This is a genomic window from Brumicola pallidula DSM 14239 = ACAM 615, assembly GCF_000428905.1.
GTDB lineage: Bacteria > Pseudomonadota > Gammaproteobacteria > Enterobacterales > Alteromonadaceae > Glaciecola > Glaciecola pallidula.
Genome location: NZ_AUAV01000011.1, coordinates 110,681 through 123,657, shown reverse-complemented (window position 1 = coordinate 123,657; position 12,977 = coordinate 110,681). Strand labels below are relative to the sequence as shown.

Here is a 12,977-nt window from a genome sequence, read left to right as displayed (position 1 = left end):
CTTTCAAATACAATCGGTCATGTTATAAAAAAAGCATCATAAAAGAACAAAGCAGACTCAGTATTTTCTCCTTTGTAAGCCAGTTTTAGCGAGTATTTTCGCTGATATTTCTTCGATTGAAAATTTGGTACTGTTTAAATATGGGATCTTTTCTTTTCGATATAAATTTTCAACTTCACGCAATTCCATTCTGCACTGTTGCATTGATGCATAGCGGCTGTTGGCTCTTCGCTCGGAACGAATTTGATGCAATCTATTGGCGTCAATAGTGAGTCCGAATAACTTCTTTTGAAACCCCTTTAATGACGGTGGTAATTTCAAAATATCGCCCATATCGTCTTCTGTAAATGGATAATTAGCTGCTTTAATACCGTATTGAAGCGCTAAATATAAGCTGGTTGGTGTTTTACCTGAGCGTGAAACCCCGACTAAAATAATGTCAGCTTCATGATAGTCTTTTAGGTTTGAACCATCGTCATTTGCAAGGGCGTAGTTAACTGCTGCAATTCGTATATCATAGGTTTTTTCATGAATGCTATGGGTACGATGTTTTTCAGGTTTGGACGGAACGCCAATTACTTTTTCGAGAGGGGCTACAAATTGGTCGAGAAAGTTATAATTAATTCCAACTGATTCACTCATCAATTTGCGAATTTCAAAATTTACCATGGTGTAAAATACCAATGGCCGCTGTCCGCTTTTTTCAAAATGCGCTTTGATTTGTTCTAGTACTATTTTAGCATGTTGTTCTGTTTCAACAAAAGGGATCGTAATATGTTGAAATTCAACCGGGAATAAAGACAGCAATGCATGCCCGAAAACCTCTGCAGTAATGGCCGTACCATCGGATATATAAAAAGCAGCTCGCAAAACATCTCCTCAACATTGTTGTAAATTAATTACGAAATAAAATTAAATTTTACTTAGCATACAGGTCAATTTAGAATCCCACGTGTGCATTGTAAATAAGTGTTTACTAGTGTGTACTAATGATCGTAATCAATCATACCTTGTTACAACAAACCGTGACAAAACTTATCGGCAAATAAATGAGCTGGAGGCTTTAGCAGTGCAAGAATTCATACTTTGGTATCAAGAGTTAGGCATGGACGATGTTAGTCGTGTTGGTGGTAAAAACGCGTCATTGGGTGAAATGATATCAAATCTATCAAATGCAGGTGTTCAAGTGCCTGGTGGATTTGCGACAACATCACATGCGTTTAATCAGTTTTTAGAGCAAAGCGGCGTTGAAACAAAAATACATGAAATACTAGATGCACTTGACGTAGATGATGTGAATGCATTGGCTGAAGCGGGTAAAACCATTCGTCAGTGGATATTAGATACCCCATTTCAAACTGAGTTAGAAGACGAAATTAAATCTGCATTTATTAAATTGCAAGGTGAAATGGGTGACAAAGCGTCATTCGCAGTGCGTTCTTCGGCAACAGCTGAAGATATGCCAGATGCATCGTTTGCAGGGCAGCAAGAGACATTTCTTAACGTAAAAGGTTATGAATCCGTACTTGTAGCAATTAAACATGTTTTTGCCTCATTGTTTAACGACAGAGCGATTTCCTATCGTGTGCATCAAGGGTACGATCATAAAGGCGTTGCGCTGTCCGCAGGTATTCAGCGCATGGTACGCAGTGACTTATCTTCTTCCGGCGTTATGTTTACGATAGATACCGAGTCCGGTTTCGAAGATGTCGTGTTCATTACCAGCTCATTTGGCTTAGGCGAAATGGTTGTTCAAGGTGCCGTTAATCCTGATGAATTTTATGTGCATAAGCCTACTTTAAGTAAAGGTAACCCTGCTATTGTACGGAGAAACTTGGGGAGTAAATTAATCAAAATGATTTACTCCGAAGACTTGGAACACGGTAAGCAGGTAGAAATTGTCAATATTGAAAAAGCGGATAGCATGCGCTTTTCGTTAACTGACGATGAAGTAATGGAATTAGCTAAACAAGCTGTCGTTATCGAAAAACACTACAAGCGTCCAATGGACATCGAATGGGCTAAAGATGGCTCGGATGGCAAATTGTATATTGTTCAAGCGCGTCCAGAAACTGTGCGAAGTCGCGAAGACATGCAAGTTATAGAGCGTTATCAGCTGAAAGGAAATGCAACTAAAATAGTTTGCGAAGGTCGCGCTATCGGTCATAAAATTGGTGCTGGTAAAGCCAAAGTACTTACCTCTATTTCTCAAATGGACATGATTGAAACAGGTGATGTGCTGGTTACTGACATGACTGACCCAGACTGGGAACCCATTATGAAGAAGGCATCTGCGATTGTGACAAATCGCGGTGGTCGCACTTGTCATGCAGCGATTATTGCCCGTGAAATGGGTATACCGGCGGTTGTTGGTTGTGGTAATGCCACCGATAGCATTAAAGCCGGTGATGCTATTACGGTGAGTTGTGCCGAAGGTGATACGGGCTTTATTTATAATCAAGAACTTGATTTTGAAGTAATTACATCACGCGTTGACTCTATGCCTGATTTACCCTTCAGTATTATGATGAACGTGGGTAATCCTGACCGAGCGTTTGATTTTGCTCGCTTACCACATGAGGGGGTTGGTTTAGCTCGTTTAGAATTCATCATCAACCGCATGATAGGTGTGCACCCAAAAGCATTACTTAACTTTGATGAGCAACCTATAGAACTTAAAGAAGAAATCACTGAAATGATTGCAGGCTATGCATCGCCTGTCGAATTTTATATAGAAAAACTAGTTGAAGGTATCTCTACTATCGGCGCCGCTTTCTCTCCAAAGAAAGTAATTGTTCGTATGTCAGACTTTAAGTCGAATGAATACTTTAATCTAGTGGGGGGCTATCAATATGAGCCCCATGAAGAAAATCCAATGTTAGGTTTCCGCGGCGCGAGTCGTTATATTTCTGAAGATTTTAGAGATTGTTTTGCGCTTGAATGTGAAGCAATAAAACGAGTGCGCAATACGATGGGTTTAACCAATGTTGAAATTATGATCCCTTTCGTAAGAACATTGGAGGAAGGTGAGAAGGTTATCGAACTGCTTGCTGAACAAGGCTTAGTCAAAGGGGAGAATGGTTTACGTGTCATTATGATGTGTGAATTACCTTCAAACGCACTGTTAGCTGATCAATTCCTCGACATATTTGATGGATTCTCAATTGGTTCAAATGATTTAACACAACTAACCTTAGGTCTCGATCGTGACTCTGGTCTTATCGCGCATTTATTTGACGAAAGAAACCCAGCAGTCAAAGCGTTGCTAGCAATGGCAATAAAAGCAGCTAAAGCAAGAGGCAAGTATGTTGGTATATGTGGTCAGGGCCCCTCTGATCATGAGGACTTTGCCGCTTGGTTGGTAGAACAAGGTATTGATTCAGTATCGTTAAATCCAGACACGGTAGTGGAAACTTGGTTATATCTTGCTGAGAAGCATGGTTAAAAGGTACTAGATACAAAAATGGCTACAGCTGTAGCCATTTTTATCGTTTATACCGGTTTATCTGTCGGTATGGTTTTTTAAAGCATAATATCAGAGACTTAAGAGCTTATTCAGCAATATGAATAAGCTTTTTTTATTTGTACTTTCGGTTCAGCACAAACAAATCCAACTTTCTGGCACTGCCGGACATTGCACGTTGTTCTTTGGCTAGGAAACGTTTACTTGGAGCGAGGTCTATGCTTAGCAACACGAGTTCGCCTAACAGAAATAGTATAGAACCCAGTAGAATAGTAAATGTCATGCCAAACAATATCAAGACATGCTTATGAACGTTATAAATAGTCGCACACCTGTGCCATTCCAGTTTGTTTAACATGCTGGTAAAATCAGCATGGTACAAACTAGGGCGACGCCGTATGTCAACGTGTTACAAGTTGTGATTAACCGTATTACCCGTATTAACTAATTTAGCGTGGATTGACTATTAAGCCTGCTATTAGCTGTTTTCTCGTTCGGCTTGTATGATTTTATATAACTTTTTCGTTTTCACAACTTTACAGCCCATAGAGCCTTCGACCGCTTTTCTGCCGAGGTATGCGACAGGTGCATAAGGGTGGCGTTTCTTAAATAACTTCTTGAAAAATTTCTTCATTTGTAACTCCTAATTATTTGTTGCTCACGCGTGTTTTTTTACGTCGTATGGTGGCAACAAGATATATTATCCTCTTGATTAATGTTATCGACCAAGCAAGTATAACCTATATAGGTATTAATTGCTATATGTTAATGCCATTGTATTTTAGGTGCACATGGTATTTAGTGGCTTGCAAGGGAGTTAGTCTGTTTTTAAACATCAAATACATCGCCAACTGTTTGTCATTAAATAATCCCTTAGGCTTTCACATTCGATAACAGTCGAATGGCGTTGCGATAAAAGAAATATAAATCATACTTAAACCCTCTAGAGCATTTGCCTCGTAGTCTATATAATGGCATCGCTAACTAAGGAGAGCTCAGTTGACCGAATTGACAGCTATTTTAGATAAAAAATTGACACAAACATTACCCCTGTTAGTGCCACAAAGTGCGCTAAATCAAGATGTTCAAGAATATATTGTTGAATTAGAAAACTCAGCATATGCGGGTGATATTGAAGTCAGTTATTCAAGCCGTTTAGCTGTGGCAACAGATAACAGTATTTACCAGCAACTGCCACAAGCGGTATTGCACCCAAAGTCAACAGAAGACCTTAGTCTTATTGCAAAAGTCGCTAATGCATGGCCTAAAGTCACTTTTAGTGCAAGAGGTGGAGGTACTGGTACAAATGGCCAATCGCTCACGCCTGGTATCGTCGTGGATACGTCTAGGTACATGAATAAAATTTTGGCGCACAATATCGAAGAGGGATGGGTTAAAGTGCAGGCAGGTGTCATAAAAGATGCTCTTAACGATTTTTTAAGACCTCACGGATACTTTTTCTCTCCCGATCTATCAACCAGTAACCGAGCTACAGTGGGAGGCATGATTAGTACGGATGCCTCTGGTCAAGGTTCGTTAGTTTACGGTAAAACCAGTGACCACGTTCTTGCCCTAACTTCAGTATTAGCAAATGGCGATGTTATTGATACTGCGCCTATGCCGATGGCGGATGCAGAGGTTAGAGCAGAAAAAAATGATACGCTGGGTATTATTCTTCAACAGATCCTGCAGACATGCGTGCAAAAGCGTGAACAGATTATTGCTAAATTCCCGCGGCTAAATCGTTTCCTTACCGGCTATGATCTTGAACATGCGTATAATGAAAAGGAGCAATCGATTGATGTTAGCCGATTGATCACCGGTGCAGAAGGCTCACTGGCATTCGTTTCAGAAGCCAAACTTAATATTACGAAAATTCCAAAATACACGGCCTTAGTCAACGTTAAGTACGACTTGTTTGAGTCTGCATTACGTCATGCACCAAGTATGATTGCGGCGAACGCGACTTCTGTCGAAACGGTCGACAGTACCGTATTGAATATGGCTCGTGCTGACATTATCTGGCATAGCGTTTCTGATCTTATAACTGATGTAGAAAATAAAACAATGCTGGGCCTCAATATGGTTGAGTATAACAGCGATGATCAACAAGAGATTGAAGCTAAAATTGCAATGCTTTCGGAGCGTCTGCAAACTGCTGCCGAGAAAGGCACTGGCGGTGTCATTGGATTTCAAGTGACTTATGAGCGAGCAGAAATTAATAAGATTTACGCGATGCGAAAAAAATCAGTTGGCTTGTTAGGTAAAATAAATGGTATTAGAAAGCCCATTGCATTTGCCGAAGACACCGCGGTTCCACCCGAAAATTTAGCTGACTTTGTTATGGAATTTAGAGATCTACTCGACGGTCATGGCTTAAAATACGGCATGTTCGGTCACGTCGATGCCGGTGTATTACATGTTCGTCCAGCGCTTGACTTGTGCGACATAGAACAAGAAAAGCTAGTTAATCAAATTTCTGACCAAGTGGTTGCATTAGTCGCTAAATATGGCGGCTTAATGTGGGGAGAGCATGGCAAAGGATATCGCAGTGAATATGCACCTGAGTTTTTCGGTGAAGAACTTTACGCAGAGTTGCGTAAGATAAAATCTGCTTTTGACCCTCTGAATAAAATGAATCCGGGTAAAATTTGTACGCCATTTGACTCATCAGCAATTATGGTCAAGGTTTCTGATACCAAAAGAGCCACGTTTGACCGTACTATTCCAATTGCATTTAAAAATGAATTTGCACCGGCAATGAGTTGCAACGGCAATGGTTTGTGCTTCAACTATGACACTACCTCGCCGATGTGTCCGTCGAGTAAAATAACTCATGATAGACGGCATAGTCCGAAGGGCAGAGCGGGACTAATCCGTGAATGGTTGCGCCTATTGAGTAAAGAAGATGTAGACACATCAGCCCTCAGTTATCATCAATTTCAGAGTAATTGGTTTACTAAGTTAGGCAACTCAAAGACTAAAAAAGACGACTTTTCGCATGAGGTTTTCGAATCAATGAATGGTTGCTTGGCGTGTAAGTCTTGCTCGAATCAATGTCCTGTTGGTGTTGATGTTCCTGATTTTAGAGCGAAATTTTTATCAATTTACTATCAACGCTACACGAGGCCATTAAAAGACCATTTTGTTGCCAACGTTGAAATTTTAGCTCCGGCTATGGCTAAGCTACCACGCTTTTTTAACTTCTTCTTAGCCTCATCGGTTGTGAAGGCCGGGATTAAGAAAGTCATCGGTTACGTTGATGCGCCATTGCTGTCATACCCAACACTAGTGGAACGAATTAAAAGTATCGAATGTAAGCACGATATGGCTGCCTTACGACAACTTAACGATGCCCAAAGAGCAAACTACGTAGTTATAGTTCAAGACCCATTTACCAGCTTTTATGATGCGCAGTGCGTTGAAAAAATGATTAAAGTGGTGAAAAAGCTAGGTTACCAACCGGTATTATTACCGTTTTCACCGAATGGTAAAGCTCAGCATGTTAAGGGCTTTCTTGAGCGTTTCGAGAAGACAGCCAAAACTACCTCAGCATTACTAAACAGTGTTGCTTCCTTAAACATTACGATGATCGGTGCGGATGCCTCCCTGGTGCTATGTTATCGCGATGAATACGCGAAAATATTAGGTAATCAAAGAGGTAACTTCACAGTTAATACGCTAACAGAATGGTTGTCGACAGTGCCAAGTGAACGTATTTCATCGCTAGCGAAGCAAGCTAGTGGTGCAGATAGCAAAACAACTTACAAACTGCTTGCGCATTGTACTGAAAAAACCGCCTTGCCAAAAACTGAATCACAATGGCAAGATCTATTTGCCTTGCTGGGCATGACGCTTGAAATAGTTCCCGTAGGTTGTTGCGGGATGGCAGGGACCTATGGACATGAATTTGAGCAGTTTGAAAACTCTAAGGGCATTTACGATTTGAGCTGGTCCAAACCGGTGAAAAGTGCAGCGCAGAACAACAGCAAGATACTAGCAACTGGGTATTCATGTCGAAGCCAGGTTAAACGTTTTGATAACGAAAGGCCGCAGCATCCGATTGAAGCGATTTGTGATGTGTTGATTGAATAATTTATTGAAGCGATACGGCAGTGAGTAACGGAAGTTACTAATCGACGCTATTAAAGACCTTATGATATTAAGGACGTTATAAAGACACGTTATAAAGGCACGTTATAAAGAAACGTTATAAAGAAACGTTATAAAGAGAAATGATTAACAACACGGGAGGTTAACTAATTAACTTCCCGCATTATAAATTATTATTCTTCTGATTCAGCCCTAGTTGCAGGGAGAGTGCCAGTGATGCGAGCGAAGAAGCGTTGCTTCGGCATGTACGGTTTTTCAGCCAAAAGTGCTTTTACATCGTTCTCGAAGTCAGCTTTGTCTATAACTAAGCTGTCTCTTTCAAATGACTCTTTGATAAATTGCATGGTGATTGCTTTATCAGTGACTAAATCTGTGTTTGCACTTACTGTCCCTGTAAATACGCTAAGTGTCAATATTAGAAATATTGATTTGTTCTTGAGTTTCATTTTGTTTTCCTTAAGTTAGTTTGTTACTTTTAAGTTGGTAATGTTAATAATTTATTAATTTGTTGTAAAATTCTTATTCCTTTAAAATACAACAGCTTACTTCTACTAACAGAAAAGTATATTAGGCTAAAATTAGCAAATAATATAATGATAAAAACTTTTCTTAATAATTAGAAAAACTAATGTATAATTTCCAAAAATAAATGAGCGGAAATTGTTGATGGCAAAAAGATTACCCCCACTAAATGCCCTGAAAGCCTTTGAAACTGCAGCAAGGCATTTGAGTTTTACAAAAGCTGCTGAAGAACTTTTTGTAACGCAAGCGGCTGTGAGCCATCAAATTAAATTATTGGAAAGCCATTTAACGACAAAACTATTTCTGCGACGTAATAGAAAGTTGTTGTTAACCGAAGAAGGGCAGTCTTATTTTATAGAACTCAAAGATATATTTTCGAACTTGCAGGACGCGACGGACAGATTACTTGCTTTAGGATCTAAAGGCGCAATTACGGTCGCAGCACCACCTAGTTTTGCGAGTCAATGGTTGGTGTCAAAAGTTAGCCAATTCTCAATTAATCATCCTGATATTGATGTTCGCATCAAAGCGGTCGATTTAGATGATGGCTTTTTAGATGAAACGGTCGATGTTGCTATATATTACGGTAAAGGCAATTGGCCCAGAGTCGATGCTGTCAAGCTTCATACGGAGTATTTAACGCCTATGTGTTCTCCATTGCTCTTGCAGCAAGCTAAGCCATTGGATAAGCTTGCTGACTTGAAGAAACACGTGTTACTGCATGACAGTTCGAGAAGTGCATGGAAAAACTGGTTAAAACATTTTGGCGTTAATCAAGTCAATGTTAATCAAGGTCCCATGTTTAGCCATACTATGCTGGTTTTGCAAGCAGCTGCAATTGGCCAAGGCATTGCGTTATCTAATGTACTCCTTGCTAAACCTGAGATTGATTCCGGTCGCCTGATTTGCCCCTTTGAAGAAAGTATAGAAAGTAAAGATGCTTTTTATTTGGTATGTCATCTTGGGCAAGCGGAGGTGAGTAAAATACAAGTATTCACTGACTGGATGCTACAACAAGTGGAAGTCCAACATGGATAATCATACAGGCAATGATCGCTTGCCACTAGTTACTTTTAGCATGAGCAAAGAAACCAAAATTGGTATTTTTTTGGGTGCCCTCTACCTCTTTTTAGGCATTTTATTAGGTGCGTTTGCCGCGCATAGCCTCAAAGATACATTAGATGAATATCAAATTGGGGTGCTACAAACGGGGGTTAAGTACCAACTGATCCATGGCGTTGGTTTGATTGTGTTGAGCGTTCTATATTCGCTGTATCAGAAACATTTATTTTATATTGCTATTATTTGCGTCGCTGTTGGCGTTTTCTTTTTCTCTTTTTCGTTATATGCAATTGCCCTCTTAGGTACTTCTTTTCTGGGTGTAATTACCCCTATTGGCGGTGTTTTTATGATCCTAGGTTGGTTGCTTACAATGTACGCCGTGCTTAGGAAATAAAAAATGAAACACACCTTATTTAATAAAACCAACAAGATAAAAAGTAAATCCATGTTGTTTTATTGCCGAGAAGGTTATGAAGCAGATCTTGGGGCTGAACTTGAACATGTTTCCGCAGAACAAAAACTATATGGATATAGTCAATTTGTGCGACACAGTGCAATGGTGCAATTTCACTTCTATGACGCACTCAGCATCGAGCAACAGTTTGTTAGCCTTGCGTTAAGCGACTGTATTTTTGCAAGGCAACGCCTTTGCGTTCTTGGCCATGTTGAATTAGCCGATGCCAGTGACCGGATCACCAGTATTCTTGATTATTTGAAAGGAAACACCGAACTTAGTCAACAATGTTTGGGTGATATATTTGTTGAACATGCCGATAATGAAATAGGTAAAGAGGTAGCTAAGTTTTGCAAAAAGTTTACCGTACCCATGCGCCAGGCGCTTCGAAGGGAAGGGGTGTTAACAAGCAAGCCACATTCCGGCCTGCCTTTTATTCATTTGGTTTTCTCCGATAGCAGCCAGTGTACGGTTGCTTTTTCTTACCCTAAAAATCGCCATTCACAGCTGCTGGGAATTACTCGCCTTAAATTCCCAGCCGATGCACCGAGTCGCTCAACGCTGAAGCTAGAAGAAGCTATTCAATTATTTCTGAGCCCCGAGCAGCAAAGTGCGTGTTTGCAAAAAGGAATGACCGCGGTCGATTTAGGCGCTTGTCCCGGTGGTTGGACATACCAGTTAGTTTCAAGAGGCTTACGTGTAGAAGCGATTGATAATGGCACCATGGATGAGTCATTGATGGCAACAGGGTTAGTCAACTATCAGGCAGTTGATGGTTTTAAATATAAACCCGTAGATGGTCATGTCGATTGGTTAGTATGCGACATGATTGAAAAGCCCGAGCGTGTTGCGCAACTAATGACCGATTGGTTATGCAGTAGAAAGGCCACAAGCACTATCTTTAACCTGAAATTACCAATGAAGCAACGTTTTCAAACTGTAACGGGGTTAATATCAACTATCATCGATACCTTGAATGATCGTCAGATCAAACATCAATTAAGTGCCAAACACCTTTATCATGACAGAGACGAAATTACCGTAATGATACTTGCAGGGGCCCATTTAAGTTAATTAATTCATATGGTTAGACTATATATTACACTGTTATTGCATAATTAATGGCCTGAGGTTTACTGTGTTTAGGAATTCTTTTAAAAGAATATACTGAAAACAGTGTAATTTGTTCGTAATAATCTATATAATTCGCCCCGATTTTTTAGAACCTATAAAGTGGAAACATGACAGATTTAGCACGCTACAGAAACATAGGTATTTTTGCTCACGTTGACGCGGGTAAAACGACCACAACAGAACGAATTTTGAAACTTACCGGTAAAATCCATAAAACCGGCGAAGTTCATGATGGTGAATCAACCACGGACTTCATGGAACAAGAAGCAGAGCGCGGTATTACTATTCAGTCTGCTGCGACTACATGTTTCTGGAAAGACTACCGCATGAACATTATCGATACTCCTGGACACGTTGATTTCACTGTTGAAGTTTACCGTTCATTGAAAGTACTCGATGGTGGTGTCGGAGTTTTCTGCGGATCTGGTGGTGTTGAGCCACAATCAGAAACAAACTGGCGCTACGCGAACGACTCAGAAGTCGCGCGTATCATCTTTGTAAATAAGATGGACCGCATGGGTGCTGACTTCTACCGTGTTGTGAAGCAAGTTAAAGATGTGTTGGGTGCGAACCCGCTCATAATGGCATTGCCAATCGGTATTGAAGACGACTTCGTCGGTATTGTTGATGTGCTTGAGAAAAAAGCATACGTTTGGGATGACACTGGTCTTCCTGAGAACTTCACCGTTCAAGACGTACCGGCAGACATGGTTGACAAGGTGAATGAATACCATGTGCAACTAATTGAAACTGCATTAGAGCAAGACGATGACTTGTTGATGGCGTATATGGAAGGCGAAACACCGTCTCTAGCTGACGTCAAACGTTGTATCCGTGACGGTACTCGCAAGCTTGATTTCTTCCCAACATACTGTGGTTCTGCTTTTAAGAACAAAGGTGTTCAGAATATTCTTGACGCTGTCGTTGATTACTTGCCAGCACCTGCTGAAGTTGATCCACAAGATTTGACTGATGAATTTGGTGAGCCGAATGGTAATAAAGCGATTGTTTCTCCTACTGAACCTTTCCGTGCATTAGCATTTAAAATCATGGATGACCGTTTTGGCGCCTTAACTTTTATTCGTATCTACTCAGGTACATTGAATAAGGGCGACAGCATTCTTAACTCGTTTACGGGCAAGACAGAACGTGTTGGCCGTATGGTAGAAATGCACGCAAATGACCGTACTGAAATAAGTTCAGCGCAAGCTGGTGATATCATTGCTATCGTGGGTATGAAGAACGTGCAAACAGGTCATACCTTATGTGATCCCAAGCATGCTTGTACGCTAGAGCCAATGGTTTTTCCTGAGCCAGTAATCTCTATCGCTGTTGCGCCTGCAGATAAAGGCTCTACAGAGAAAATGGGTATTGCAATTGGTAAAATGGTTGCTGAAGATCCAACTTTCAAAGTTGAAACTGATGAAGATTCTGGTGAAACCATCTTGCGTGGAATGGGTGAACTTCACTTAGACATTAAAGTAGACATTCTTAAGCGTACTTATGGCGTTGAGTTAACGGTTGGTAAGCCTCAAGTTGCCTACCGTGAAACAATCACCAAAGAAATTGATGATTCTTATACGCATAAGAAACAGTCTGGTGGTTCTGGTCAGTTTGGTAAAATTGACTATAAAATTCGCCCTGGCGAAGCAAACACTGGCTTTACATTTGTGTCAAAAGTTGTTGGTGGTAATGTTCCTAAGGAATTTTTCCCAGCCATTGAGAAAGGCTTTAGAGGCATGATGGGTGAAGGCGTTATGGCTGGCTTCCCAGTACTTGATGTTGAAGTTGAATTGTACGATGGTGGTTTCCATGCCGTAGATTCATCTGCTATCGCATTTGAGATTGCAGCTAAAGGTGCTTTTCGTCAATCAATTCCAAAAGCGGGACCACAGTTAATTGAACCAATCATGAAAGTTGACGTTTACACGCCAGACGACCATGTTGGTGATGTTATTGGTGACTTAAACCGTCGTCGTGGCATGATTAAAGATCAAGAAGCGGGTGTAACAGGTGTGCGCGTTAAAGCTGATGTGCCACTTTCAGAAATGTTTGGTTATATTGGTTCACTTCGTACAATGACTTCAGGTCGTGGTCAGTTCTCTATGGAGTTCTCACACTACAACCCATGCCCAGCAAACGTTGCTGAGTCAGTTATTGAAGAAGTTAAAGCGAGAAAAGCAGCTAAGAAATAGTGTTTTTGTAGCTAATAGAAAGATTGAAAAACCC

Annotated in this window: 10 protein-coding genes; 6 read left to right on the top strand and 4 right to left on the bottom strand. The window is 40.6% G+C overall.

What is annotated here, in order from left to right:
* Positions 1–57: 57 nt before the first annotated feature.
* Positions 58–870, bottom strand: coding sequence for a posphoenolpyruvate synthetase regulatory kinase/phosphorylase PpsR (gene ppsR / locus G399_RS0103310; protein WP_006012369.1), 813 nt, complete (start codon positions 868–870; stop codon positions 58–60).
* A 199-nt stretch (positions 871–1,069) separates the two neighbouring features.
* On the opposite strand from ppsR, the gene ppsA reads away from it, so the two are divergent.
* A complete protein-coding gene (gene ppsA / locus G399_RS0103305; protein ID WP_006012373.1) occupies positions 1,070–3,445 on the top strand; it encodes a phosphoenolpyruvate synthase in 2,376 nt (791 codons plus the stop codon).
* A 133-nt stretch (positions 3,446–3,578) separates the two neighbouring features.
* On the opposite strand, the gene G399_RS0103300 is transcribed toward ppsA, so the two are convergent.
* Entirely contained in the window at positions 3,579–3,746 is a 168-nt protein-coding gene (locus G399_RS0103300; RefSeq protein ID WP_085949249.1) for a tellurium resistance protein TerC, read from the bottom strand.
* A gap of 195 nt (positions 3,747–3,941) precedes the next feature.
* Complete coding sequence (locus G399_RS22235; RefSeq protein WP_006012380.1) at positions 3,942–4,097, bottom strand: hypothetical protein; 156 nt, start codon at positions 4,095–4,097, stop codon at positions 3,942–3,944.
* A gap of 365 nt (positions 4,098–4,462) precedes the next feature.
* On the opposite strand from G399_RS22235, the gene ydiJ reads away from it, so the two are divergent.
* Positions 4,463–7,558: a D-2-hydroxyglutarate dehydrogenase YdiJ gene (ydiJ, locus tag G399_RS0103290; protein ID WP_006012382.1), complete on the top strand. Its 3,096-nt coding sequence runs from the start codon at positions 4,463–4,465 to the stop codon at positions 7,556–7,558.
* A gap of 191 nt (positions 7,559–7,749) precedes the next feature.
* Here the strand turns inward: ydiJ and G399_RS0103285 are convergent, their stop codons facing one another.
* Positions 7,750–8,022 carry a hypothetical protein gene (locus G399_RS0103285; RefSeq protein WP_006012384.1) on the bottom strand — a complete coding sequence of 91 codons (273 nt, stop codon included), beginning with the start codon at positions 8,020–8,022 and terminating at the stop codon, positions 7,750–7,752.
* Between the two features lie 220 nt (positions 8,023–8,242).
* On the opposite strand from G399_RS0103285, the gene G399_RS0103280 reads away from it, so the two are divergent.
* From G399_RS0103280 to fusA, 4 genes are all read left to right on the top strand, one after another.
* Positions 8,243–9,136 carry a transcriptional regulator GcvA gene (locus G399_RS0103280; protein WP_006012386.1) on the top strand — a complete coding sequence of 298 codons (894 nt, stop codon included), beginning with the start codon at positions 8,243–8,245 and terminating at the stop codon, positions 9,134–9,136.
* Positions 9,129–9,554: a DUF423 domain-containing protein gene (locus G399_RS0103275; RefSeq protein WP_006012388.1), complete on the top strand. Its 426-nt coding sequence runs from the start codon at positions 9,129–9,131 to the stop codon at positions 9,552–9,554. The genes G399_RS0103280 and G399_RS0103275 overlap by 8 nt, the downstream gene beginning before the upstream one ends.
* 3 nt (positions 9,555–9,557) lie before the next feature.
* Positions 9,558–10,688 (top strand): 23S rRNA (cytidine(2498)-2'-O)-methyltransferase RlmM, encoded by a 1,131-nt coding sequence (gene rlmM / locus G399_RS0103270; protein WP_006012391.1) that lies wholly within the window; start codon positions 9,558–9,560, stop codon positions 10,686–10,688.
* Positions 10,689–10,855: 167 nt separating this feature from the next.
* Positions 10,856–12,943 carry an elongation factor G gene (gene fusA, locus G399_RS0103265; protein ID WP_006012393.1) on the top strand — a complete coding sequence of 696 codons (2,088 nt, stop codon included), beginning with the start codon at positions 10,856–10,858 and terminating at the stop codon, positions 12,941–12,943.
* The last annotated feature ends 34 nt before the right edge of the window (positions 12,944–12,977 follow it).